Raw genomic sequence first — 25,315 nt, forward strand, 5'->3', positions numbered from 1 at the left:
GTCAACGATTACGCGGGATGCCTGGCAGCCCGCGGTGTTCTCGGGTTCATCGTCGGAACGTCGCCCGGAGCATGCTCGCTCCTACAATGAAGCAAATAATTCCACTCCCCTCGCTTCAAGAGAACGCTATTGCTGGCCGATAACCCATAAGGTCGCAGCGATCTTTACTTCTCGCAGCCCTCAACAGTCATCACGGTTTCCAGAGAAATCCCTTGATGGCTGATGGCTGATGGCTGATGGCTAACCGCTATCATCTGCGCGCCGTAAAGGCAGTGAAGCTGATCTTGTTCGTGCATTCGCCTTTCGGTTCTTCTTCTTAAATTGCCTGGAAATCTTCGATGCTGTCGTATCACCAAAAGAGTTTTCTGATCGTCGATGATTTCTCGGATTTCCGCAGTTCGGTCAGGTCGATGCTGCGGGAGTTGGGTGTCAAGGATGTGGACACGGCCGACACTGGCGAGCAAGCGCTGAAGATGTGCTCGCAGAAATCCTACGATTTCATCCTGCAGGATTTCCACCTGGGAGATGGCAAGAAGAACGGTCAGCAGGTGCTCGAAGACCTGATGATCGACAAGCTGATCAGCCATGAAAGTGTATTCGTGATGGTCACCGCTGAAACCAGCCAGGCCATGGTGCTCAGCGCCCTGGAGCACGAGCCCGATGCCTACCTGACCAAGCCCTTCAACCGTTCCGGTCTGGCCCAACGCCTGGAGCGACTGGTGCAGCGCAAGACGTTGCTCAAGCCAATATTGCAGGCCCTCGACCGGGGTAAGCCGGTTGAAGTGCTCAATGCGTGCATAGCCTTGTGCAAACAGGACATCCGCTATTCGCCGCTGTGCTTGCGCTACCGCGCCGATGCTCTGCGCGACCTCAATCAGAACGAAGTACTGGAGCGTCTCTACGACAGCATCATTGCCGATCGACCCTTACCGTGGGCATTTGCCGGGCTGGGCAAGTTGCTGTTCAAGCGGGGTCAGGTCAGCCAGGCAAAAGGCGTCTACGAAAAAGCGCTGAAAGTGTTCCCGATGATGCCGGCACTCTACGATGGCATGGCAGAGGTACTGGTTGCCGAAGGGGATAACAAGGCTGCCCAGCGCGTCCTGGAGGAGGCAATTCGCTTGTCGCCACTGGCGGTGCGCAGACAAGCACAACTGGGCAAATTGGCAATGACCAATGAAGATTTTGACACCGCGTCCAAAGCCTACCGCCAGGCTGTTGCCCAAGGTGCCCAGTCACGTTTCAAGGATGCCGAAAGCAACCTTGGACTGGCTCACGCCTTGATCAGCAAGGGCAGTGAAAAAGGCCTGGATACCCGCACTCGCCTGGAAATCAACACGACCTTGAGTGCGGTGGCCAAGGACAACCCATCCGATCCCGGTCTGCAAATCAGGGCGCGATTGATGAAGGCGACCAGTCTGCTGATCAACGACGCCGAAACGGCGGAAAAACTGACCGAGCAAGCCATTATGCGGCTCGATGGCATGGAGCAGTTCATGAGCGCCGAAGCGGCGCTGTTGGTGGCCAAGCAATTGCAGATGCTGGGTCAGGCCAGTGCGGGCGCTTCGATGTTGAAAAACTGCGCGGAGATTTACGGCGATGATCCTGCGGTGATGAAGGGCATTGCAAAGTTGACCGATGATCCGAACATCCTCAACTCCGGCAATGTAGCAGCGGATCTCAATCGGCAGGGCGTGCGCGTGTACAAGACCGGTGACCTGGTGCAGGCCCGGGGTATTTTCCGCAAGGCCCTGGCGCTGCAGCCCAAGAACATCAGTATCGCGCTGAACCTCGCACAGTCGTTGCTGCATGGCACCGATACCAATGTTCCTTCGCAGGAAATGGTGGAATGTCGGGCCTGCCTGAAAATGGTCGGCTTGATGCCAGACACCGACTCGCGTTTTGCGCGTTATCAAAAGCTCAAGAACAAGGCATTTGGCGAATGAACGAGCACCAACAGGCACTGGATTTCTCGACGGTGATTGCATCCACCGTACACGACATGAAGAACTCGCTGGCGATGTTGATGCAGGCCCACAGCCAATGCCTGGCGGATTTGCCGGCGTCTGCGCGCCACACCCCGGAACAGGGTGTGATCGAATTCGAGTTCGCGCACCTCAATGGGATGCTGGTGCAGTTGCTGGGCCTGTACAAACTGGGTGTCAACCAGATGCCCCTGCAGCCCGCTTACCACGAACTGGACGACTTCATCGAAGCGCAACTGGCGTGTCATCAAGACGTATTCGCCAGCCGCGGTATTGCCGCCACGTTTGAAGTCGATCCCTTGAGCCCCCTGGGTTTCTTCGACCGTGAGCTGATCGCTTCGGTACTGGCCAACAGCATCAACAATGCGATCCGTTATGCCCGTCACGCGGTGTTGATCAGCGCCAGCGACGAATCCGGGCAGCTGGTCTTGACCATCAACGACGATGGTGACGGTTATCCACCGCAGATGATCGAGCGCCAGGCCGAGTACGTGCAGGGTATCAACCACAGCACTGGCAGCACTGGCCTTGGGCTGTACTTCGCCGGTCGGATTGCGGCACTGCATCAACGTAACGGCGTAGGCGGGCGCACGGAAATCAGCAATGGCGGGCCGTTGGGCGGGGGGCTCTTCAAGCTTTATCTTCCTTGAAACAATGGAACTCACATATTTGTGCATCGTGCTTGATATTCTGAACACGCGGAGCCTATTTTGTACGAGTTGCCGCTCGCGGCTCGTATAAAAACAAGGATTGCGTCATGACAACCGATGGCCAGGGTTCACTCGCGCAGCGATTGACGGGCATTGATGAGATCGAATGCGTCACGCCGGATTTGAATGGCGTACCTCGGGGCAAAGTGATGACTGCCGAGGGCTTCCTCGAGGGGCGCCGCCTGCAGATGGCGCGGGGAGTGATGCTGCAATGCATCATGGGCGGATATCCGCCGGCACGCTTTTACGGTTGTGATGACGGCGACCTCGCGCTGGTCCCTGATCCGGCGCAGATCCACCGCTTGCCCTGGAGTCAGCAACCTCGGGCACTGGCTATCTGCGATGCGGATGAATTGACGGGCGAAACTTCCAGCCTGTCGACCCGCGGCCAGCTCAAGACGGTCATCGCGCGTTACGCGGCCATTGGCCTGGCGCCGGTGGTGGCCACCGAGCTTGAGTTTTTCGTCTTCGCGCCCAATACCGATTCTGCCCAGCCCTTCCAGCCACCGACTGGCCTGGATGGTCGTCGCGAGGACGGTCACTCGGCGTTCAGTGTCAGCTCCAACAACGGCCTGCGGCCGTTCTTCCGCGAGGTCTATGAATGCATGGCGGCGATGGGCCTGCCGCGCGATACCTTCATGCACGAGATGGGCGTCAGCCAGTTCGAAATCAACCTGCTGCACGGCGATCCTTTGCTGCTGGCCGATCAGACTTTTCTGTTCAAGCATCTGCTCAAGGAAGTCGCGCTCAAGCACGGCCTGATCGTGGTTTGCATGGCCAAGCCATTGGCGCACACACCAGGCAGTTCGATGCACGTTCACCAGAGCATCGTCGAGATCGGCACGGGGCGGAACGTCTTCAGCGACGAGGCCGGTCAACCAAGCGCGACCTTCCGCCATTTCATCGGCGGCCAACAAGCGGGCATGGCGGATTTCACCGCGCTGTTTGCACCGAACGTGAATTCGTATCAGCGCTTGTGCCATCCCTTTGCATCGCCGAATAATGCCTGCTGGTCCCATGACAACCGGGCAGCCGGTTTGCGCATCCCCGCCAGTTTGCCGTTCGCTCGTCGGGTTGAGAACCGATTGCCGGGGGCTGACGCTAACCCCTACCTGGCGATTGCAGCGAGCCTGGCGTCCGGGCTGTATGGTATCGAACACCAACTGGAACCCGACGAACCGGTACAGGGTGAGTTCCAGGTGCCGGATAAACTTTCATTGCCCTGTACCTTGCATGCAGCGCTGGAACGTCTGAAACGTAGCCAGTTGGCAATGGAACTGTTCGGCAAGGAGTTCATCGAAGGCTACATCGCTTCGAAGACCTTGGAATTGACCAGTTTCCTTGATGAAATTACTCCCTGGGAGCGGCGTGTCCTGGCCGCCCAGGCCTGACGAAATGTCGACACCGGGCTATCGTTTGAATAGCCCGTCACCCCCACTGCAAGGAGCCGCTCGTTGCGCCAAATCTGGAAATCCTTTCGAGCGCTTTATTTCGCTTCGCTGATGATGTTGATCGGCTCGGGCCTGTTGAGTACTTACCTGGCGTTGCGCCTGGCTGCCGATCATGTCGACAGCCTGTGGGTCGGTGCGTTGATGGCTGCCAACTATTTTGGCCTGGTACTGGGCGGCAAGATCGGCCATCGGCTGATTGCTCGGGTCGGGCATATTCGAGCCTACTCGGCCTGTGCCGGTATCGTCGGCGCAGCGGTGCTGGGCCATGGCCTGGTGAACTGGTTGCCTGCCTGGTTGTTCCTGCGTGTGATCGTCGGCCTTGGCATGATGTGCCAGTACATGGTCATCGAGAGCTGGCTGAATGAGCAGGCCGATGCCAAACAGCGCGGGCTGGTGTTCAGCGGATACATGATCGCTTCCTACCTGGGGTTGGTGCTGGGTCAGTTGATTCTGGTCATGCATCCGGGGCTGGGGTTGGAGCTGCTGATGCTGGTGGCCCTCTGTTTCACCCTCTGCCTGGTGCCGGTGGCCCTGACCCGACGGATTCACCCGGCGCCCTTGCATCCCGCGCCGATGGAGCCTCGGTTCTTTATCAAACGCGTGCCACAGTCATTGAGTACCGTCCTGGGGGCAGGCCTGATTGTCGGCTCGTTCTACGGTCTGGCGCCGCTGTACGCGTCCCAGCAAGGGTTGTCCACGGAGCAGGTCGGCCTGTTCATGGGGAGCTGCATTTTTGCCGGGTTGCTGGTTCAGTGGCCGTTGGGGTGGTTGTCCGATCGCTATGACCGGGCGCTGTTGATTCGCTGTTTTGCGTTCAGCCTGGCGTTGGCGGCCTTGCCGCTGGCGATCATGGAGCGGGTGCCACTGGAAGTCCTGTTCATTGCCGGGTTCCTCTGCTCGTTGGTCCAGTTCTGCCTGTACCCGTTGGCTGTGGCTTTCTCAAATGACCATGTCGAGGGGGATCGACGGGTATCGCTGACAGCGATGTTGCTGGTGACCTATGGCGTTGGTGCCAGCATCGGGCCGCTGGTGGCGGGTGTGCTGATGAAGTTGTTCGGCAGCCAGATGCTCTACGCGTTTTTCAGTTTCTTTGCGTTGGTGCTGGTTTGGCGAATTCGTCCGAAAGCGGTAACCAACCTGCACCAGGTGGATGATGCGCCGCTGCATCACGTCGCCATGCCGGACAGTATGTCGAGTTCGCCACTGGTGGCGGCGCTTGACCCGCGGGTGGACGAGCAGGTGGTGCAGGATCAGATGCAGAATCCGCTACCTTCCGAGCCGAGTCCGGAACCAGAACCAGAAACCGATCACCCCCCGCAAGAACCGGATTCGGGCAGGGAGCAGAGTTTTACCGAAGCCAGGCCCTGACATTCAGGCAAAAAAAACGGGCAGTCACCGCAAGGGGCTGCCCGTTTTTGCTTGAGACCTCATCTCAGAAGTCGTCTTTGTCGAAGCGCCGCGCTTCGCGTTGCAGCTGGTAGACGAACCGCTCGACCTGACGTTGCACCAGCCCGCTCATGTTGTGGAAGCGAACGCCGGCGAAGGTGGTGGAGATCTTTTCTTCGAAGTGCAGGTAGCGCAGTTCGACCGGTGCCGTCATTTTGCCGAAGGGTAGATCGGCATTGAAACGGTCGTAAACCTGACCCAGTTGCAGGCTGCCGGTGATGTCGCCATCGAAGCGCAACTTGCAGCCAGTGGCGGAGATGTCCAGCAGCTTGCCACTGATCGATGCTTTGAGTTTTTCACCGTCCAGATTGACGTTGACCAGTTGGGCCAGTTTCAAGGCAGCACGGAATGCATTGCGGCGCTGGTGGTAGACGACTTCATCGGGCAGGGTGCCGCGGTAGCAGCGGCTGCCGTTGGATTCGTCGATGGTCAGCGGGCCATTGCTTTCCCACGCGATGCGCACGCCTTCATGAAAACCTTCGACCTTGAAGGGTTCGCCGGCCAGCAGGAAGCGTTCGCCATCGCGGGGAATCATTTCGTCCAGGGCAATCATGTTGCGTTCACGATCAAGGTCCACCAGATAGCTCTGGAAGCGCTGGCTGCGCTCGTGGAACGTGATGATCAACGGGTCATGGCTGTCTAGCAGCTGGCGCAAATTGCTGGAGATTTCCAGAGGCGTGCTGAGCACCTTGGGTGGCTGCGGAGCATCTTCCGCATTTAAGGCATTGGACACGGTTAATCAATCTCCAGACAAATTTTGACTACGGCAAGCGGCATTTTGCCAGCATGTTTCGCGTCTTGATAGAGCGTGCTTATCGACAGGCTTAAGCCTGACTGAGCGGGCGTGGTTTCACAAGCCTGGAGAATGATCCGCTGGCGTCATAAAGCGCGGGTTGTTCACCGCCATTAAGGATTCTCAGCTGGGTGGCCGTGGCGGCCTGCTGTACCTGGATCGACTGTCCATTGTCGGCGTTGGCGGCGTGGCATTGAGCCAGAAGGTCGGTCAGTACATCGCTTTGTGCCAGCAACGCTTGACCAACGCTCGATTGACTGGCCAGTTGCTCCAGCCCGCTGCGGTTGGCGGGCAGGTTGAGGCTGGCAAGAATTTCACTGCGTTTACGGCCATGCTGTTCGAGCTGGATGATCATTGCCTGCTTGCGCGCCAGAACATCTTCCAGCAACGGCATGTCGCGGCCATGCAAGGCGAGGGACTCGGTGCGCAGTAACTCCAGCAAGTGTTGCGCTGGAGCAAGGTCGTCGGTGATCAGTTGCAGTAAATTAGTGTCGTGCATGGCTGGCCTTGGGGTTTAAGCGTCCAAAAGCCTGGCGCGGGCCGAGGCCTAGCGCTGGGCTTCGAAGTTGAGCAGTTTGCTGGCTACACGGTTGCTGTCGACTTTATAGCTGCCATCGGCGATGGCTGCTTTCAGCTCGGCCACGCGAGATTTGTCGACGACAGGCTGATCGCGCAGCGTATCGGAGATCTTCTGCAACTGTTGTGCCTCATTGCTCAGATGTACCGATTCCCCGCTTTTGACGGAACTGGCCTGTTCGGCCGGGGAGGTGGGCTCGGCAGGCTTGCCGGCTTCGGCAGTTTCCCTGGCGGCGCTGGTACGTGTACTGCCCGTGAGTGACGGGGAGCTGTTCAAACGGCTGAAATCGATGACCATGGTAAAAAACCTCTGGGAATTTGGACGCTTGCCATGTTTTCGGCCATTCCCTGAAAAACTTTAGGCTCAATTATCAAATGAGCTTGCGCGCGCCAGCGCTTGCCGTGCCTGCACACAGTTTAGGGAACCGCCGAGGCCGGCGCCACATCTTCACCTGCAGTAAGCCCTACATGGACACTTCCACTTGGCCTGGCGCGATGACTTGCGCCTTGATGACCCGCTTGGAATTGAGGTTCTTGACCCGAATCTGTTCGCTCAGGCCGCCACCGGCCAGTGCCTCGCCGGGCATTCGTACGCTGAGCGTACCACTGCGGGCAGTAATCACCACCTGGTCGCCCTTGCGTATCACTTCCGCCTGTTCGATGTGCACCAGGCTGATGACCTGATCGTTGACCATTGGTCGGGTAAGTCGTTGCCCGATGGCCTGGTCCACGGCAGTCAGGTAACCCTGGTTGAGCAGGCTGATATCGCGCTCACGTAGCGCGACGTCCTGTGGCTCGACAATGCCTGCGCGGCGCAGTGGCCGTGTGGTCGTGACGACCTCGCGAAACAGGCGTACTTGAGCGGGCACGAAGACTGTCCAGGGCGATGCTCCCTCACAGCGAACCTTGACCGTTACACGGCCCAAAGGCTTGGCCGGACTCTCCAGCGTGGCTGTCAATTCCTTGTCGCACATCGGCATGCGCAGGCGTGGATCGAGCGGGTTGACCTGGATTTCATAGCGACCCTGGGTTTGACTGGTCGCCAGATAGTCCTCTACGGTGAATTCAAGAAAGCCCTGGGTGACGCCGATAAGCATGTCAGGCAAGGTAACCGCGTCAGCAAGGGCAGGGCTGCCAGCGTTGAACAGGCAGACAGCCGACAACACCCCCAGCCATTGGCGGCAGCGGGTGGTCAGGTGTCGGAATAATGTCGGTTGTGTGTTCATGAAAGATAAAAAGCAAGCGCCGTGCCGTTTAGTGATGAAGGCGCGTCGCAACAACACTTAGCGTTGGCGTAGGAGTCAGGCATGGCTGGTGTAATGGATTCGGTAAACCAGCGCACGCAACTGGTGGGGCAGAATCGCCTTGAGTTGCTGTTGTTCCGTCTCGACGGCCAGCAGCTGTATGGGATCAACGTGTTCAAGGTGCGGGAGGTGCTGCAATGCCCCAAACTGACGCTGATGCCCAAGTCCAGTCCTGTCGTGTGTGGCGTGGCGAATATTCGGGGGGCGACCATTCCGATCCTTGATCTGGCGATGGCGACCGGTTCCGGTGGCTTGAAGGACAAGAACAACCCCTTCGTGATCATCACGGAGTACAACACCAAGACCCAGGGGTTCCTGGTGCGCTCGGTGGAACGCATCGTCAACATGAACTGGGAGGAGATTCATCCGCCACCCAAGGGCACCGGTCGTGATCACTACCTGACGGCGGTGACGCGGGTCGACAACCAGCTGGTGGAAATCATCGACGTTGAGAAAGTACTGGCGGAAGTGGCCCCCACTCCGGAAGCGATTTCCGCCGGGGTGGTGGATGTCGAGACCCAGCACAAGGCGCTCTCCTTGCGCGTGCTGACGGTCGATGACTCGTCGGTGGCGCGCAAGCAGGTGACCCGTTGCCTGCAAACGGTCGGTGTTGAAGTGGTGGCGTTGAACGACGGTCGGCAAGCGCTGGATTACCTGCGCAAACTGGTCGACGAGGGCAAGAAGCCGGAGGAGGAGTTCCTGATGATGATTTCCGACATCGAGATGCCGGAAATGGACGGATACACCCTCACGGCCGAGATCCGCAACGACCCTCGCATGCAAAAGCTTCATATCATCCTGCATACTTCGTTGTCGGGTGTGTTCAATCAGGCGATGGTCAGGAAAGTCGGTGCCGATGACTTCCTGGCCAAATTCCGTCCTGATGACCTGGCATCCCGGGTAGTCGACCGGATCAGAGCAGCAGACATCAGCTAGGGGCGTTCGGCCCCCGGCAGTCAACACGATTTTAGAGGCGGCAGCATTGTCTACGGGTAATTTGGATTTCGAACAGTTCCGGGTGTTCCTGGAAAAAGCCTGTGGCATTTTGCTCGGTGAAAACAAGCAGTATCTGGTCTCCAGCCGTCTCAACAAACTGATGGAGCAGCAAGGCATCAAGTCCCTGGGTGAGCTGGTCCAGCGCATTCAGACCCAGCCGCGCAGCGGGTTGCGCGAGAGGGTGGTGGATGCGATGACGACCAACGAAACCCTGTGGTTTCGTGATACCTATCCGTTTGAAGTCTTGAAGAACAAGGTGCTGCCCGAAGCGATCAAGGCCAGTCCTGGCCAGCGTCTGCGGATCTGGTCGGCGGCGTGCTCGTCGGGTCAGGAGCCATATTCGCTGTCGATGTCCATCGATGAGTTCGAACGGTTCAATCCCGGGCAGCTGAGGATGGGCGTGCAGATTGTGGCCACCGACCTGTCCGGCACCATGCTGAACAACTGCAAGACCGGCGAGTACGACAGCCTGGCCATCGGTCGCGGCCTGTCTCCGGAACGGCTGCAGCGTTATTTCGACCCCAAGGGGCCGGGGCGCTGGGCCATCAAGGCGCCGATCAAGAGCCGGGTCGAATTTCGCTCGTTCAACCTGCTGGACAGCTACGCGAGCCTTGGCAAGTTCGACATCGTGTTCTGTCGCAATGTGCTGATCTACTTCTCCGCCGAAGTGAAGAAGGACATCCTGTTGCGCATTCACAGCACGTTGAAGCCGGGTGGTTATCTGTTCCTCGGTGCTTCCGAAGCGCTGAACGGATTGCCGGATCATTACCAGATGGTCCAGTGCAGCCCGGGGATTATTTACCAGGCGAAGTGATTTTGTCGGTGTCATCAAAACGGGAGCCCCCAAGGGCTCCCGTTTTTTATGGCTGCTGATTTTTCACAGTCGCCGCATGACCCTGTGGGAGCGAGCCTGCTCGCGATTGCGGTGTGACAGATTGCATAGATGTCGACTGACATGACGCCATCGCGAGCAGGCTCGCTCCCACAGGGTAATGCAGTGTCCTTTCGAACGAGAGAAGCGGCAGAAAAGCGGCATCCAGCGGAAACCGCTTGCCGCTTTTCTGTCGCTGTCCTGTGGGCCGGTGCCCGCAAAGCCCCGGTTTATGGGGGTTTTTGAATTGGCATGACGCTTGCTATGGCTATCGTACGAAAAATCAGGTCAGCCGAAGGTTTCCCGCCATGAGCATCAGCTTCGATAAAGCGCTCGGTATTCACGAAAAGGCATTGGGCTTCCGCGCTCAGCGTGCCGAAGTCCTGGCCAACAACATTGCCAACGCCGACACCCCGAACTACAAGGCTCGGGACCTGGAGTTCTCGAAAGTGCTCGAGGCGCAGAACGACAAGGCCAAAAATGGCAGCTTCGCCCTGAACATGACCAACAGCCGTCATATCGAAGCCCAGGGCCTGGGCAATGGCGATGAGTCGCTGATGTACCGCACGCCGATGCAACCGTCGATCGACCAGAACACCGTGGACGCCCAGCTGGAACAGTCGAACTACGCGGAAAACTCCGTCAACTTCCAGGCCAGCTTCACCCTGCTCAACAGCAAATTCAAAGGGCTGGTGTCAGCCCTGCGCGGAGAGTAAGTCATGTCTCTATCCAGTGTTTTCAACATTGCCGGTAGCGGCATGAGTGCCCAGACCACGCGCCTGAACACCGTGGCCTCGAACATCGCCAACGCCGAGACCGTTTCGTCGAGCATCGACCAGACCTACCGTGCCCGTCACCCGGTGTTCGCCACCATGTTCCAGGGCGCTCAAGGCGCTGGTGGCGACTCGCTGTTCCAGAACCAGGACGCGGCCGGTCAAGGCGTACAGGTACTGGGCGTGGTCGAAGACCAAAGCAACCTTGAAGCACGCTATGAGCCGAACCATCCGGCCGCCGATGCCAAGGGCTATGTCTACTACCCGAACGTCAACGTGGTGGAGGAAATGGCTGACATGATTTCCGCGAGCCGTTCGTTCCAGACCAACGCCGAAATGATGAATACCGCCAAAACCATGATGCAGAAGGTCCTGACCCTCGGTCAGTGATAAGGGGCGACTCAGATGAGTGTTACCGATACCACCACTGCTCCGAGCCTCAACGACATCCTGGCCAACTCGTCGATCAAGACCACTACCAATTCCGATAGCCTGGCATCGGCGGCCGGTAGTGCCACGGGCCAAAAGGCCCTGGGCAAGGATGCGTTCCTGCAATTGCTGGTGACCCAGCTGAAAAACCAGAACCCGTTGGAGCCTCAGGGCAACGGCGAGTTCGTGGCACAGCTGGCGCAGTTCAGCAGCCTGGAAGGCATCACCACGCTTAACGATACCGTGTCCGGCATCGCCGGCAACTACAACTCGTCCCAGGCGTTGCAGGCTTCGTCGCTGGTCGGGCGTTCGGTCATCGCGCCGGGCGACAAGGCCGTGGTCGACACCACGAAGGGCATGACCGGTGCGGTCGTCATACCGCAGTCGGTGGCTGAAGTGGCGGTGAAAATCACCGACAAGGATGGCAAGACCGTCCGCACCATCACCCTGGACGATCAGCAAGCCGGTACCAGCAGCTTCACCTGGGATGGCAAGGACGATGCCGGCAACGTCGTTGATTCGGGTACTTATACCTTTGCGGCGAACACCACCATCGATGAAAAGGGCGTGGCGCTGGTCACCAACCTTCCGGCAACGGTCAACAGCGTGACCATCAGCCAGACCGGCGGTGAGTTGATGCTCAACCTGGCCGGGCTCGGCAGTGTCGCCCTGTCCAAAGTGCAAACCATTGGTATATAGAGCCGGCTAACGCGGCACAAAAGGAGTGGAATATGTCTTTCAACGTCGGCCTTAGCGGTCTCTATGCCGCCAGTAAACAATTGGACGTCACCGGTAACAACATCGCCAACGTGGCAACCACCGGCTTCAAATCGTCCCGCGCAGAATTCGAAGACGTGTACTCGGCGACCAAACTGGGTACGGGCAGCAAGGTCGTCGGCAGCGGCGTGCGTCTGGCCAACGTTTCCCAGCAATTTACCCAGGGCGATATCAGCGCCACCGGTAATGTGCTGGACATGGGCATCAATGGCTCAGGCTTCTTCGTGATGAACAACAGCGGCTCGTTGTCCTATACCCGTGCCGGTACGTTCAAGGTTGACAAGGAAGGCTACGTCACCAACAGCGATGGTACCGCGCACCTGCAAGGCTACGGTGTTGATGGCAATGGCAAGATTGTCAACGGCGTATTGACTGACCTGCAAATCGACACCTCCAACCTGGCGCCGAAATCCACCACCACGGTGTCGTCGACGATCAACCTGAACTCTACGTCCCCCGTGATCGATCAGACGGTGGCGACCAACAAGTTCGACCCGAGCAAGTCGGAAACCTTCAGCAAGCAGTTCAGTACTCCGGTGTTCGACACTCAGGGCAACCAACACACCATGGATCAATACATGGTCAAGATCGGTCCGAACACCTGGCAAACCTACACCCTGATCGACGATCGCAATCCGGACGGCAGCGACCCGACCGACGCGACGACACCGCCAATCGCTTCGACCATGACCTTCGACACATCGGGCAAGCTGGTGTCGGTCAGCACGCCGGTTCCACCGACCGTGCCTCCGACCGTTCCAACACCTGCCCCGGTGATCAGTAATGAGCTGAAAATCACCGGCTGGACCCCGGGTACAGTCAAGGATGGCGTCTGGACGTCCAATGGTGCAGCCGCCGATCCGGCTGGCCTTACGATTGCCATGGGTAACACGACTCAGTTCAACGCCGACACCGCACGCTCCATCCCCGTGCAGAACGGTTATGCAACCGGGCAGATCACCAACCTGACCATCGACGGCAGCGGTGTGCTGTTGGCCAACTTCAGCAACTACCAGACCAGGCCGATTGGCCAGCTGGCGTTGGCCAGCTTCACCAACGAACAAGGTCTGCAGGCCGTCGGCGGTACCAGCTGGAAAGAGACCTACGCCTCGGGCATCCCGGGCTACGATGCGCCGGAAACCGGCTCGCTGGGTACGATCCGCTCCAACTCCCTGGAAGAGTCCAACGTCAACGTGACCAATGAACTGGTCGACCTGATCAAGGCGCAGAGCAATTACCAGGCGAACGCCAAGACCATCTCTACCCAGAGCACCATCATGCAGACCATCATTCAAATGGCCTGATGCGGGCTAGCTCAAAAGCGCTGCACAAGGAGCCCCTCGCAAGAGGGGCTTTTTTTTAGATCAAAAGATCGCAGCCTCGCTTCGCTCGGCAGCTCCTACATTGAAATCCGATCCCTGTAGGAGCTGCCGAGCGAAGCGAGGCTGCGATTTTTTTCGTAGGCAAAAGAAAACCCCCGACAAGCCAGGGGCCTGTCGGGGGTTTTGTGTTACCGGCTCAGCTTATTGGCAAGCTTCGCAATCCGGCTCGTCGATGGCGCAAGCCTTCGGCACTGGAGCAGGACCGGCGGGTGCTGCCAGGACCGAGTCGTCACCGTGGTTGCCACCGCTGGAAACAGCGTTGAGCTTACCGGTGTTGATGGTCGACTTCTCGGTGCTGGTCGCGGCCAGGGCACGGAGGTAGTAGGTGGTTTTCAGACCACGGTACCAGGCCATGCGGTAGGTCACGTCCAGCTTCTTGCCCGAAGCGCCAGCGATGTACAGGTTCAGCGACTGAGCCTGGTCGATCCACTTCTGACGACGGCTGGCCGCGTCGACGATCCACTTGGTGTCTACTTCGAAGGCAGTCGCGTAGAGCTCTTTGAGTTCTTGCGGGATGCGCTCGATCTGCTGCACGGAACCGTCGTAGTACTTCAGGTCGTTGATCATGACCGAGTCCCACAGGCCGCGAGCCTTCAGGTCGCGAACCAGGTACGGGTTGATCACGGTGAATTCGCCCGACAGGTTCGATTTCACATACAGGTTCTGGTAGGTCGGTTCGATCGACTGCGATACGCCGGTGATGTTGGCGATGGTTGCGGTCGGTGCGATGGCCATGATGTTCGAGTTACGGATACCTTTCTGAACACGGGCGCGAACCGGTGCCCAATCCAGGGATTCCTTCAGGTCGACATCGATGTACTTCTGGCCACGGGCTTCGATCAGGATCTGTTGCGAATCCAGTGGCAGGATGCCCTTGGACCACAGGGAACCCTGGAACGTCTCGTAGGCGCCACGCTCGTCAGCCAGGTCGCAGGAAGCCTGGATCGCGTAGTAGCTGACCGCTTCCATCGATTTGTCGGCGAACTCGACGGCTGCGTCGGAACCGTAAGGGATGTGCTGCAGGTACAAAGCGTCCTGGAAGCCCATGATGCCAAGGCCGACCGGACGGTGCTTGAAGTTGGAGTTCTTCGCTTGCGGCACCGAGTAATAGTTGATGTCGATCACGTTGTCGAGCATGCGCACAGCGGTGTTCACGGTGCGTTGCAGCTTGGCGGTGTCGAGCTTGCCGCCCACGATGTGGTTCGGCAGGTTGATCGAGCCCAGGTTGCAAACGGCGATCTCGTCCTTGTTGGTGTTCAAGGTGATCTCGGTGCACAGGTTCGAGCTGTGGACCACGCCCACGTGCTGCTGCGGGCTGCGCAGGTTGCACGGGTCTTTGAAGGTCAGCCATGGGTGGCCGGTTTCGAACAGCATGGACAGCATCTTGCGCCACAGGTCTTTGGCCTGGATGGTCTTGAACAGCTTGACCTTGCCCGGGTACTCGGTCAGGGCTTCGTAGTACTCGTAGCGCTCTTCGAAGGCCTTGCCGGTCAGGTCGTGCAGGTCCGGTACTTCGGACGGCGAGAACAGGGTCCACTTGCCGTCATCGAAGACGCGCTTCATGAACAGGTCAGGGATCCAGTTGGCGGTGTTCATGTCGTGGGTACGACGACGATCATCACCGGTGTTCTTGCGCAGCTCGATGAACTCTTCGATGTCCATGTGCCAGGTTTCCAGGTAGGCACACACAGCGCCTTTGCGCTTGCCACCCTGGTTAACGGCGACGGCGGTGTCGTTCACTACTTTCAGGAACGGTACGACGCCCTGGGACTTGCCGTTGGTGCCCTTGATGTACGAGCCCAGCGCACGAACCGGGGTCCAGTCGTTGCCCAGGCCGCCGGCGAATTTCGACAGCATGGCGTTGTCGTGGATCGCGTGGTAGATGCCCGAGAGGTCATCCGGCACGGTGGTCAGGTAGCAGCTGGACAGCTGTGGACGCAGGGTACCGGCGTTGAACAGGGTCGGGGTCGACGACATGTAGTCGAAGGACGACAACAGGTTATAGAACTCGATCGCACGGTCTTCTTTGTGCTTCTCTTCGATCGCCAGGCCCATGGCCACACGCATGAAGAAGATCTGCGGCAGCTCGAAACGCACGCCATCCTTGTGGATGAAGTAACGGTCGTACAGGGTTTGCAGGCCCAGGTAGGTGAACTGCTGGTCGCGCTCGTGGTTGATTGCCTTGCCGAGTTTTTCCAGGTCGAAGTCGGCCAGGACCGGGTTCAGCAATTCGAATTCGATACCCTTGGCGATGTAGGCAGGCAGGGCCTTGGCGTACAGGTCGACCATCTCGTGGTGGGTCGCGCTCTCGGCGACGCCGAGGAAGCCCAGGCCTTCGGCACGCAGGGTGTCCATCAGCAGGCGGGCGGTCACGAACGAGTAGTTCGGCTCACGCTCGACCAGGGTACGGGCGGTCATCACCAGAGCGGTGTTGACGTCGGTCAGCGCCACGCCGTCGTACAGGTTCTTCAGGGTTTCGCGCTGGATCAGGTCGCCGTCGACTTCTTCCAGGCCTTCGCACGCTTCGGTGACGATGGTATTCAGGCGGCCCATGTCCAGCGGCGCCAGGCTACCGTCGGCGCGGGTGATGCGGATCGACGGGTGAGCGTCGACCGCTGCCTCGGCCGGGGCGTGTGCAGCGCGTTCTTTCGAACGACCGTCACGGTAGATCACGTAGTCGCGAGCGACTTTCTGCTCGCCGGCACGCATCAGGGCCAGTTCGACCTGGTCCTGGATTTCTTCGATGTGGATGGTGCCGCCCGATGGCATGCGACGCTTGAAGGTGGCAGTGACCTGCTCGGTCAGGCGGGCCACGGTGTCGTGGATGCGCGACGAAGCGGCCGCGGTGCCGCCCTCAACTGCAAGAAACGCTTTGGTGATGGCGACGGTGATCTTGTCATCGGTGTAAGGAACGACAGTGCCGTTACGCTTGATCACACGCAGCTGGCCCGGCGCGGTGGCGGACAGATCCGAATTCGAATCAGCGGCCTGCGGCAAGGTGCCCTGCGGGTTCTCGCGAGTTGTGTCGGTTTGCATCGGGGGGTGTCTCCACATTCTCTATGTTTGATTGGGCACCATCACGGTGCCCACCGTTCCGTCCTGAAGCACTACAACCGGCGAAGGCCGGGCATAACAACTTCGGGACAGTAGGAAGGGGGCTATTGGGCGCCGCTTCCATGCCGAAGTCTTGGTCTCACGCCTTGGGCCTGAGACCTTGGTCCTTTGAGATGACAGTTGGGAGGTGGCAGTCATGACTGCAACACCCGTACCGTTTTTCACCCCATGGGCCGAAATACAGTAGCCATCCGCGCGCGCGGTTTTGGGCTTTGGAAATTACGTTTGGTTCAACCGGAAAGAGGCAATAAAAGCGCTTGAATTTGGTATCCGGTTTGTGTTTGGTCTTTTACGAAAAACCCTACATCTAGGGTTTTTTTTACGCTGGGCTACAAGATAATGCGTTTTGGGGGGCGATTGCAACGTACTACCTGTGGATAAACCTGTGCGTAAATTGTGTGTTGTGAAAGGAATCGGCGTGCAGGCCGCGACGCTGCTGGACCCGGCTTTTTTTCATCGATTTTCAAGCCGCGAAAACGCTCGAGCGGATTTTTAAGGGCGCGAACCCTATCACAAAAAACTCTGTTGTCCGAACGCATTTACCGGCTTGTGTTCTGCGTGGACGACGTTTATACAATCGGTCAGCGTGTATGCAATTTATCCACCCCTATCATTACAAAAAGACGGGCGGATCCTTCCTTATAAGTGTTCTGGCAAGTAGAGGTCACCGGTGGAGCAAGAAGCCTGGCAGGTATTGATTGTGGAGGACGATCAACGTCTGGCCGAACTGACGCGCGATTACCTGCAAGCCAATGGCCTGCGCGTATCGATCGAAGGCAATGGTGCGCTGGCGGCGGCGCGCATCATCAAGGAACAACCGGACCTGGTGATTCTCGACCTGATGCTGCCAGGCGAAGATGGCCTGAGCATTTGCCGCAAGGTGCGTGACCGTTATGACGGCCCGATCCTGATGCTTACCGCACGCACCGACGACACCGACCAGATCCTCGGTCTGGACCTGGGCGCCGACGACTACGTGTGCAAACCGGTACGCCCGCGCTTGCTGCTGGCGCGCATCCAGGCATTGCTACGACGCAGTGAGACGCCGGAGGTGACCCCGGAGAAACAACGGCGCCTGCAATTCGGCCCGCTGGTGGTGGACAATGCGTTGCGCGAAGCCTGGCTGCACGATAACGGCATCGAACTGACCAGCGCCGAGTTCGACTTGCTCTGGCTGCTGGTTGCCAACGCCGGGCGCATCCTGTCCCGGGAAGAAATCTTCACCGCATTGCGCGGCATTGGCTATGACGGCCAGGACCGCTCCATCGACGTGCGCATCTCGCGCATCCGTCCCAAGATCGGCGATGACCCGGACCATCCGCGACTGATCAAGACCGTGCGCAGCAAAGGCTACCTGTTTGTCCCCGAGGCCTGCGTAGACCCGACCCTGTGAACTCGATCTTCCTGCGGATCTACGGCGGCATGTGCGCCGCGTTGATACTGGTGGCGGTACTCGGTGTGCTGGCCCTGCATCTGCTCAACCAGGTGCGCGGCGAGCAGTACCGCGAGCGACTGGCCCACGGCACCTTTTCGTTGATGGCCGACAACCTGCAACCGATGAACCAGACCGAACGCCAGCGGGCGTTGCTGGTGTGGGAGCGGCTGCTGGGGATTCCGCTGGCGCTGAAAACCTTTGCCCAGACCGACCTCGACCTCACCCAGCGCACCCGCGTCTTGCGCGGCCAGGCCCTGGTGGAGAAGACCGGTCCGCATGCGGCCAGGGTCTATCGACTGGTCAGTGACCAGGAGCAGCTTGTGCTCACCGGTGACGTCCAGCAGATCAGCGAACAACTCGCCCGAGCGACGATCTACCTGTTGGCGGACGAGCTGGTTCGCTACCCCGTGGGCGAGCAACCGGTGCGCCTCGCGCAATTGAAACAGGACAAGGGTTTTGGCTTCGATCTGCGCCTGGTTACGGTCCAGGAGGCCGACATGGACGAGGACCAGAGCCGTCGGGTGTCCGAGGGCGACACCGTAATGGCGCTGGGCAAGGAGGGTGATTCGATCCGGGTGTTCGCTGGCATGGTCGGCACGCCGTGGGTGTTGGAAATCGGCCCGTTGTACCAGATGAATCCTTATCCGCCAGAGTGGCTGGTGCTGATTGCCGCACTGGGGTTGAGTCTGATCGGCCTGATCGTCTATCTGCTGGTACGGCAACTGGAGCGCCGCTTGCGCGGACTGGAATCGGCGGCTACGAGGATCGCCAAGGGCAGCCTGGAAACCCGTGTGCCGACGCGGGGCGCGGACTCGGTGGGGCGACTGGCTTCAGCGTTCAACGGCATGGCCGAGCATCTGCAACAGCTGCTGGCCATTCAGCGCGAGTTGGTGCGCGCCGTGTCCCACGAATTGCGCACCCCGGTGGCGCGCCTGCGTTTTGGCCTGGAAATGATCGGCTCGGCCAAGACCCCGCAAGCCCTGGAAAAATACTGCGAAGGCATGGACCACGATATCGAGGACCTCGACCGCCTGGTCGACGAGATGCTGACTTACGCGCGGTTGGAGCAAGGCTCGCCGGCACTGAATTTTCAGCGTATCGATCTGGATGCCTTGGTCAATCAGGTGATCGAGGAGCTGGCACCCTTGCGCGCCGACGTCACGGTGCAGCGAGGATTGTGCCTGTCGGCCGCCGACTGCGACGACGCGTGGGTCGAGGCCGAGCCGCGCTACCTGCACCGGGCGCTGCAGAATCTGGTGAGCAATGCCATGCGTCATGCTCAATCGCGGGTCACTATCAGTTATCAGGTGGGGCAGCAGCGCTGTCGGGTGGATGTTGAAGATGACGGGCCGGGCGTACCGGAAATGGCCTGGGAGAAAATTTTCACGCCATTCCTGCGACTCGACGACAGCCGCACCCGGGCCTCGGGCGGCCATGGGTTGGGATTGTCGATCGTGCGGCGGATCATCCATTGGCACGACGGCCGGGCGTTGATCGGCAGGAGCAAAAGCCTGGGCGGCGCGTGTTTCAGCTTGAGCTGGCCGAGGAATCAGGAGAAGCGGTGAGGTCCCTTCGCTACGTTTTTGTGTTTGTGATCGGCTTAGAACCGTAGGAGCGAGGCCTGCCCGCGAAGAGTCCCTTACAAACAGCAGGAATCGTCAGGCCTTAATACTGACCAGACTCAACAACTGCCCATCCTTGACTCCGAACTGCGCCTGCAGCTCGGTGCCGTTGCGCCATTCGCCTGACAGGTCGGTCAGCAACCGCAACCGCACTTCACCTGACTGGGTCCACTCCAGCACCTCGGCGTGTTCGAAATAGAAGCGTTTCCGGACAATCGGGTAGAGCGCCTTGAACAAGCTCTCTTTCACTGAAAAAGTCAGGGTTACCAGCAACGCCAACTGATCGCGACGCCCGGCGGCCATGCGCTGCAGTTCCGGCGGGGTGAGAATTTCCCCGGCCAGGCGTTCGGCGCGTTCGGCATTGAGCAGGTTTTCCATGTCCATTCCCAATCCGCGCCAATGGGTTTTTTTCGCGACGATGGCCGCGGCCCGACCGGTGCTATGGGTGATCGAACCGGTGATGTGCGCAGGCCAGACTGGCGCCCGGTCATCGCCGATGCCCGGGCTGAAGTTCAGGCCCTCCAGTTGTTGCAGGGCGGCGCGGGCGCAGATCCGCCCGGCGAGAAACTCGGCCTGGCGTTTGGCGACCGAGCGCTGAATGCTCGCTGGCGCCTCGATGGCGCTGCGCTGGAAGTCATCGCTGAGCAGGCGCGAAGTATCGAAGTGGGTACTCAACAGCACCGTATCGGGCAGCACCAACGGTAGCGGCCAATGGGCATCGAGGGGCGTGCAGCAGACGGGCAGGGCGGGGACGGAATTCATGTCGGGCATTTTGCCGGGTTGCCTTGATGCTGGGTAGTGCTTGAGGGCTTTTGTGGCGAGGGGATAAATCCCCTCGTCACCGCGTCTAGCTATTCAACTGAAGATCTTCTTGAGAAATGCCTGCATATCCGCCCACGATTTTTCATCCGCCGCTTTGTTGTAACCAATATCCGGCCCGCCATGATCGCCATGGCTCAAGCGATCGGCATCGGGATTGCTGAAACCGTGCTTGGCGCCGTCGAGGCTGACGAACCGGTAATCGGCGCCGGCCTTGTCCATCTCGGCTTTGAAAGCAGCGACATTTTCCGGGGTGATCAGGCTGTCCTGGGCGCCGTGTTCGACAAGGATTTTTGCCTTGACGCTGCCCGGTGTCGCAGGGGTATTGGTGGCCAGCGCGCCGTGGAAACTCACGACTCCGGCCAGAGGCGCACCCTGACGAGCGGCATTGAGCACCACGCCGCCGCCGAAGCAGTAGCCGATGGCGGCAAGCCTGTTCGGATCGGTTTGCGCCTGTTGTTTGAGCAAGTCGAGCCCCGCCTGGAACCGCGCGCTGGCAATCGCGTTGTCCTTGAGCACGGCCTGCATGAAGGCCATCGCATCCTTGGGATGCTCGGTGTTCTTGCCGTCGCCATACATATCGATCGCCAGGGCGCTGTAACCCAGGCCGGCCAAGTCGCGGGCGCGGCGCTTGGCGTAGTCGTTCAACCCCCAGAACTCATGCACCACCACGACACCGGGGCGCGGTCCTTTTTTTGCGTCATCAAAGGCGTAATAGCCAATCATCCGGGTGCCGTCGGGACTTTGGTACGGGATTTCCTGAGTCTTGATGGCGGCCTGGGCCAGCCCGCTGACGGCGAGCAAGAAGAGGGCGAAGAGCATGCGCATGGTCGGTCTCCTGCAAGAAAATCATCGAAACAGCTGGGTGGATATGGTTCAGCTCAGGTTAAGCGGGTGTTCAGGGTGAGTTCAGGGCGGCGTGGGTAATCTTGCTCCGTAGCCCAAAACAACGCTAACTCTTGAGGAGCTTCACCCATGACTGGATTCAAAAAACTGCTGCTGGCATTCACCGTCTTCGGCGCGAGCACTGCAGCGTTCGCTTCCAACGACAATTTCGCCAGCCTTACTTATGGGCAGACCAGCGACAAGATCAAAAAGTCCCACGCCTTGAGCGATAACCTCGACCGTCCGAACGCCGATGGCGTGATCGGCAAGGACAACACCTGGGGCTTGCGTCTGGGCCAGCAAAACAGCCAAGGCCGCTACTACGCCACTTACGACAACGTGTCGGGCGCGCACAATGGCATTAAACTGCGTCAGGAAAACCTCTTGGGTAGCTTCGATGTGTTCCATCCGTTAAGTGCTGGCACCAAACTGTTCGGTGGCGCCTCGGCCGGGTTGACCAAAATGACCCAGGAATCGCCAGGCTTCAGTCGCGACAGCAACGTCGGTTACGCCGTTGGCGCACAGGCAGGGATTCTGCAACAGGTTTCGCAAAACACGTCGGTTGAACTGGGGTACCGTTACCTGCGTAGCAACGCCAGCACTGAAATGAGCGAGCGAGGTGGTAGCAAGCAGGGTTCGCTGAGCTTGACCAGTAGCGCACAGACCTACCTTTCAGCCAACTACGCTTTCTGAAAAGCGTGTGCGACCGCCGTGGCGGATCAATCCAGGAGATTGATCCGCCACGGCCTGTCAGCACGGAGGTGCGTCGATCGTGCCTCTGGTGTATTTGATTTGCCTGGGAGAGCGACATGAAACTGCTGGTCGTCGAGGATGAGGCGCTGTTGCGTCATCACCTGCAAACCCGCCTGACGGATAGCGGCCACGTGGTCGAGTCCGTGGCCAACGCGGTCGATGCGTTGTATCAGACCGAACAGTTCAACCACGACCTGGCGGTGATCGATCTTGGGTTGCCAGGCATGGGCGGGCTGGATCTGATCCGTCAGTTGCGCTCGCAGGGCAAGACCTTTCCAATCCTGATCCTCACAGCACGCGGTAACTGGCAGGACAAGGTGGAAGGCCTTGCTGCCGGTGCCGACGACTATGTGGTCAAGCCCTTCCAGTTCGAAGAGCTGGAAGCTCGACTGAATGCCTTGTTGCGTCGCTCCAGTGGGTTTACTCAGTCAACGATCGTTGCCGGGCCGCTGCTGCTGGACCTCAATCGCAAGCAGGCATCCCTTGACGAGCAACCACTTGCATTGACCGCGTATGAATACCGGATTCTTGAATACTTGATGCGCCACCATCAGCAGGTGGTGCCCAAGGATCGTTTGATGGAACAGCTTTATCCGGATGATGACGACCGCGATCCGAACGTGATTGAAGTGCTGGTCGGCCGTCTGCGTCGTAAACTCGAAGGTGCGTCGGGCTTCAAGCCAATTGATACGGTGCGTGGCCTGGGCTATCTGTTCACTGAGCGTTGCACTTGATCGGTTCTCTTCGCGTTCGCCTGATGCTCGCCGCCACGATCCTGGCGGTCTTGTTCATGCTGGCATTACTGCCAGCGATGCAGGGAGCGTTCAGCCTGGCGCTGCAGGATGCGATCGAGCAGCGACTGGCGTCGGACGTCACCACGTTGATCTCTGCCGCACGGGTCGAGAACAACCGCTTGCAGATGCCGGAACAGTTACCCGATGAGCGCTTCAACCTGGCCGACGGCAATTTGCTCGGTTACATCTACAGCCGCGAAGGCCAGTTGGTGTGGCGCTCGAAAGACACTTTGGACGAGAACATCAATTACTCGCCGCGTTACGACGGGCGCGGTAATGAATTCGCCAGGATTCGCCAGGACAATGGCCGGGAATTCTTCGTTTATGACGTCGAGGTCAAATTGCTCGGCGGTAAAAGTGCGGCATTCAGCTTCGTCGCGTTGCAACCGGCGCATGAATACGATGCCACGCTCGCCGGCCTGCGGGACAACCTGTACCTGGGATTCGGCGCCGCTTTGCTGGTGCTTCTGGGGTTGCTATGGGTCGGTTTGACCTGGGGGTTGCAGGCATTGCGCCGGCTGAGCCAGGAACTGGACGAAATCGAAAGCGGTACCCGCGAAAGCCTGAGTGAACAACACCCGCGTGAACTGCTGCGCCTGACCGGCTCCCTCAACCGCCTGCTGCACAGCGAGCGCGAACAGCGTAGCCGTTACCGCGATTCCCTCGACGACCTGGCCCATAGCCTGAAAACCCCGTTGGCGGTATTGCAGGGTGTCAGCGAAGGCATGGCGCAACGCCCTGAGGACCGGGATCAGGCCTGGGTGCTGCAGACCCAGATCGAGCGCATGAGCCAGCAGATCAGTTATCAATTGCAACGCGCCAGCCTGCGCAAAAGCGGCCTGGTGCGCCATCAGGTACGTCTGCAACCGGTGTTGCAGAGCCTTTGCGACACACTGGACAAGGTCTATCGCGACAAACGGGTGCAGGTTAGTTTCGATTTGCCGGAGCAGTGCCGGGTCCCTATCGAGCAGGGCGCCTTGCTGGAAATGTTGGGCAATCTGCTGGAGAACGCTTATCGATTGTGCCTGAGCGAAGTGCGCATCAGCGTGCGCACCCTCAATGGTATCGAGATATGCGTGGAAGACGATGGTCCAGGCGTCCCGCTCGATCAGCGCACGCGGATCCTGCAGCGGGGTGAGCGTCTGGACCGCCAGCATCCGGGGCAGGGTATTGGCCTGGCGGTGGTCAAGGACATCATCGAAAGCTACAGCGCAAAACTGACCCTGGGCGACTCGCCCCTGGGTGGTGCGGCCTTCCGTATTCAGTTTCCGCTGGTGTGATCTTGAACTCAGTTTTCCCGAGCCCGATAGGCCCCCGGTGTCAATCCGGTCCACTTCTTGAATGCCCGATGAAACGCCGATGGCTCGGAAAACCCCAATTGCTCGGCGATCTGTTGCAATGGCAAGTCGTTACGGCCCAGGTGATAAATGGCGATGTCGCGGCGTAGTTGGTCCTTCAATTCCTGAAAACTGGTGTTTTCTTCACGCAGGTGGCGGCGTAGCGTCTGCGGGCTGATATGCAGGTGTGCAGCCACGGCCTCCAGGTCCGGCCAGGGTGAGCGGTCACGACTGAGCAAGCGTCGCAACTGGCTGCTCAGGCTGTGGCCGTCATCGGGACGCGATAACAGATCGGCAGGCGAGCGTTCAAGGAACTGCTTGAGCGTGCGTTCGTCCTGCAGCAGTGGCATGTTCAGGTAGCGACTGTGGAACAGCAGGCTGCTCTGTTGTGCCGAAAACTCGAGCGGGCACGAGAACAGCAACTCGTATTCACCTCCGTGTTCCGGTCGCGGGTAGCTGAACGTGGCGTTCTCCAGTTGAATACGCTGGCCAATCAACCAGCTGGCGAAACGATGCCAGATCACCAATAGACTCTCGGTGAGGAAATGTTCCGGGTCCCAGAGCTGCGAATCGTCCAGGCTCAGTCTTATCATTTCGTCTTCGCGCGCCAGCGTCAGACGCGGGGCGTCCGGGAATAGGCTATAAAACATTAATCCGCGATGCAGTGCCTTATCCAGATTGCGGCAATGGATCACGGCATGACACATCATCGCGAAGCTGCCTGGCTTGCTGGCGCCTTGCCCGAAGCCCAGGTACTCATCGTCCAGTGCCAGCCACAGCGCCTGGATCAGGCGGGTGAATTGCTCTGGAGGGATGCGCGCCCGAGGCTCTTCGAGCAACTCGGGGCTGATCCCCAATTGCTGCAACAGTCTCGAATAATCGTAGCCACGCCGTTGCGCCCCACCGAGGACGGCACGGGCGAAATGACTGGCAATGGTGCGTTCGCGCATAGCAGGCAAGTCCTTCCATTGAGCGACGGATGGTAGCCGTGCTTCGTATCCATGAACAAGGCGGATATCCGCCAGATTACCGGGGTGTGATTTGACCAGAGGGCGGAAATCCGCCA

23 protein-coding genes are annotated in these 25,315 nt (G+C 59.1%); 15 read left to right on the forward strand and 8 right to left on the reverse strand.

All coding sequences use genetic code 11. The annotated features are described in order from the left end of the window. The first annotated feature begins 338 nt into the window (after positions 1-338). The 4 genes from PMI35_RS30445 to PMI35_RS30430 all read left to right on the forward strand — a co-directional run bounded on the left by PMI35_RS30445 (position 339) and on the right by PMI35_RS30430 (position 5,511). A complete protein-coding gene (locus PMI35_RS30445; protein WP_008054765.1) occupies positions 339-1,943 on the forward strand; it encodes a tetratricopeptide repeat-containing response regulator in 1,605 nt (534 codons plus the stop codon). Further along, the gene (locus tag PMI35_RS30440; protein WP_008054766.1) at positions 1,940-2,632 is read left to right on the forward strand and encodes a sensor histidine kinase; all 693 of its coding nucleotides are present in this window, start codon (positions 1,940-1,942) and stop codon (positions 2,630-2,632) included. Before PMI35_RS30445 ends, PMI35_RS30440 begins: the two co-directional genes overlap by 4 nt. A 209-nt stretch (positions 2,633-2,841) precedes the next feature. Further along, on the forward strand, positions 2,842-4,083 hold the full coding sequence (locus PMI35_RS30435) for a glutamine synthetase family protein (RefSeq protein ID WP_162831839.1): 1,242 nt from the start codon (positions 2,842-2,844) through the stop codon (positions 4,081-4,083). A 63-nt stretch (positions 4,084-4,146) separates the two neighbouring features. Next, positions 4,147-5,511 (forward strand): MFS transporter, encoded by a 1,365-nt coding sequence (locus tag PMI35_RS30430; RefSeq protein WP_008054768.1) that lies wholly within the window; start codon positions 4,147-4,149, stop codon positions 5,509-5,511. Positions 5,512-5,575: 64 nt separating this feature from the next. Here PMI35_RS30430 and PMI35_RS30425 read toward each other — a convergent pair whose 3' ends face one another. From PMI35_RS30425 to flgA, 4 genes are all read right to left on the reverse strand, one after another. Then, positions 5,576-6,322: a flagellar brake protein gene (locus PMI35_RS30425; protein ID WP_008054769.1), complete on the reverse strand. Its 747-nt coding sequence runs from the start codon at positions 6,320-6,322 to the stop codon at positions 5,576-5,578. A 91-nt stretch (positions 6,323-6,413) separates the two neighbouring features. Next, positions 6,414-6,881, reverse strand: a complete 468-nt coding sequence (locus PMI35_RS30420; RefSeq protein ID WP_008054771.1) for a flagella synthesis protein FlgN — start codon at positions 6,879-6,881, stop codon at positions 6,414-6,416. 48 nt (positions 6,882-6,929) lie between these two features. Then, on the reverse strand, positions 6,930-7,256 hold the full coding sequence (gene flgM / locus PMI35_RS30415) for a flagellar biosynthesis anti-sigma factor FlgM (RefSeq protein WP_008054772.1): 327 nt from the start codon (positions 7,254-7,256) through the stop codon (positions 6,930-6,932). A gap of 166 nt (positions 7,257-7,422) precedes the next feature. Next, entirely contained in the window at positions 7,423-8,184 is a 762-nt protein-coding gene (gene flgA, locus PMI35_RS30410; protein ID WP_008054773.1) for a flagellar basal body P-ring formation chaperone FlgA, read from the reverse strand. Positions 8,185-8,265: 81 nt separating this feature from the next. Here flgA and PMI35_RS30405 point away from each other — a divergent pair, with 81 nt between their 5' ends. The 6 genes from PMI35_RS30405 (at position 8,266) to flgE (ending at position 13,412) form a co-directional block, all read left to right on the forward strand. Further along, positions 8,266-9,198 (forward strand): chemotaxis protein CheV, encoded by a 933-nt coding sequence (locus tag PMI35_RS30405; protein ID WP_008054776.1) that lies wholly within the window; start codon positions 8,266-8,268, stop codon positions 9,196-9,198. Positions 9,199-9,244: 46 nt separating this feature from the next. Next, entirely contained in the window at positions 9,245-10,072 is an 828-nt protein-coding gene (gene cheR, locus PMI35_RS30400) for a protein-glutamate O-methyltransferase CheR (protein ID WP_008054777.1), read from the forward strand. 365 nt (positions 10,073-10,437) lie between these two features. Continuing rightward, the gene (flgB, locus tag PMI35_RS30395) at positions 10,438-10,845 is read left to right on the forward strand and encodes a flagellar basal body rod protein FlgB (protein ID WP_008054778.1); all 408 of its coding nucleotides are present in this window, start codon (positions 10,438-10,440) and stop codon (positions 10,843-10,845) included. 3 nt (positions 10,846-10,848) lie between these two features. Next, positions 10,849-11,292: a flagellar basal body rod protein FlgC gene (gene flgC, locus PMI35_RS30390; RefSeq protein ID WP_008054779.1), complete on the forward strand. Its 444-nt coding sequence runs from the start codon at positions 10,849-10,851 to the stop codon at positions 11,290-11,292. 15 nt (positions 11,293-11,307) lie between these two features. Continuing rightward, positions 11,308-12,030 (forward strand): flagellar hook assembly protein FlgD, encoded by a 723-nt coding sequence (gene flgD, locus PMI35_RS30385; RefSeq protein WP_008054780.1) that lies wholly within the window; start codon positions 11,308-11,310, stop codon positions 12,028-12,030. 32 nt (positions 12,031-12,062) lie between these two features. Continuing rightward, positions 12,063-13,412: a flagellar hook protein FlgE gene (gene flgE / locus PMI35_RS30380; RefSeq protein ID WP_008054781.1), complete on the forward strand. Its 1,350-nt coding sequence runs from the start codon at positions 12,063-12,065 to the stop codon at positions 13,410-13,412. 219 nt (positions 13,413-13,631) lie between these two features. On the opposite strand, the gene PMI35_RS30375 is transcribed toward flgE, so the two are convergent. Beyond that, the gene (locus PMI35_RS30375; RefSeq protein ID WP_008054782.1) at positions 13,632-16,526 is read right to left on the reverse strand and encodes a ribonucleoside-diphosphate reductase subunit alpha; all 2,895 of its coding nucleotides are present in this window, start codon (positions 16,524-16,526) and stop codon (positions 13,632-13,634) included. A gap of 748 nt (positions 16,527-17,274) precedes the next feature. Here PMI35_RS30375 and PMI35_RS30370 point away from each other — a divergent pair. Together PMI35_RS30370 and PMI35_RS30365 are read left to right on the forward strand one after the other, a co-directional pair. Then, on the forward strand, positions 17,275-17,997 hold the full coding sequence (locus PMI35_RS30370) for a winged helix-turn-helix domain-containing protein (RefSeq protein WP_008054783.1): 723 nt from the start codon (positions 17,275-17,277) through the stop codon (positions 17,995-17,997). Further along, entirely contained in the window at positions 17,994-19,604 is a 1,611-nt protein-coding gene (locus tag PMI35_RS30365) for an ATP-binding protein (protein ID WP_008054784.1), read from the forward strand. The genes PMI35_RS30370 and PMI35_RS30365 overlap by 4 nt, the downstream gene beginning before the upstream one ends. A 93-nt stretch (positions 19,605-19,697) precedes the next feature. Here PMI35_RS30365 and PMI35_RS30360 read toward each other — a convergent pair whose 3' ends face one another. Next, positions 19,698-20,423, reverse strand: a complete 726-nt coding sequence (locus PMI35_RS30360) for a 4'-phosphopantetheinyl transferase family protein (protein ID WP_202949495.1) — start codon at positions 20,421-20,423, stop codon at positions 19,698-19,700. Positions 20,424-20,516: 93 nt separating this feature from the next. Further along, positions 20,517-21,308, reverse strand: coding sequence for a dienelactone hydrolase family protein (locus tag PMI35_RS30355; protein WP_008054787.1), 792 nt, complete (start codon positions 21,306-21,308; stop codon positions 20,517-20,519). 147 nt (positions 21,309-21,455) lie between these two features. On the opposite strand from PMI35_RS30355, the gene PMI35_RS30350 reads away from it, so the two are divergent. The 3 genes from PMI35_RS30350 (at position 21,456) to PMI35_RS30340 (ending at position 24,192) form a co-directional block, all read left to right on the forward strand. Next, on the forward strand, positions 21,456-22,058 hold the full coding sequence (locus PMI35_RS30350; protein ID WP_008054788.1) for a hypothetical protein: 603 nt from the start codon (positions 21,456-21,458) through the stop codon (positions 22,056-22,058). A gap of 116 nt (positions 22,059-22,174) precedes the next feature. Then, complete coding sequence (locus tag PMI35_RS30345; RefSeq protein ID WP_008054789.1) at positions 22,175-22,852, forward strand: response regulator; 678 nt, start codon at positions 22,175-22,177, stop codon at positions 22,850-22,852. Next, complete coding sequence (locus PMI35_RS30340) at positions 22,849-24,192, forward strand: ATP-binding protein (RefSeq protein ID WP_032831267.1); 1,344 nt, start codon at positions 22,849-22,851, stop codon at positions 24,190-24,192. The genes PMI35_RS30345 and PMI35_RS30340 overlap by 4 nt, the downstream gene beginning before the upstream one ends. An 8-nt stretch (positions 24,193-24,200) precedes the next feature. On the opposite strand, the gene PMI35_RS30335 is transcribed toward PMI35_RS30340, so the two are convergent. Beyond that, a complete protein-coding gene (locus PMI35_RS30335) occupies positions 24,201-25,199 on the reverse strand; it encodes an AraC family transcriptional regulator (protein WP_008054796.1) in 999 nt (332 codons plus the stop codon). Positions 25,200-25,315: the final 116 nt, after the last annotated feature.

It is taken from the genome of Pseudomonas sp. GM78 (genome assembly GCF_000282475.1).
Classification (GTDB): Bacteria; Pseudomonadota; Gammaproteobacteria; order Pseudomonadales; family Pseudomonadaceae; genus Aquipseudomonas.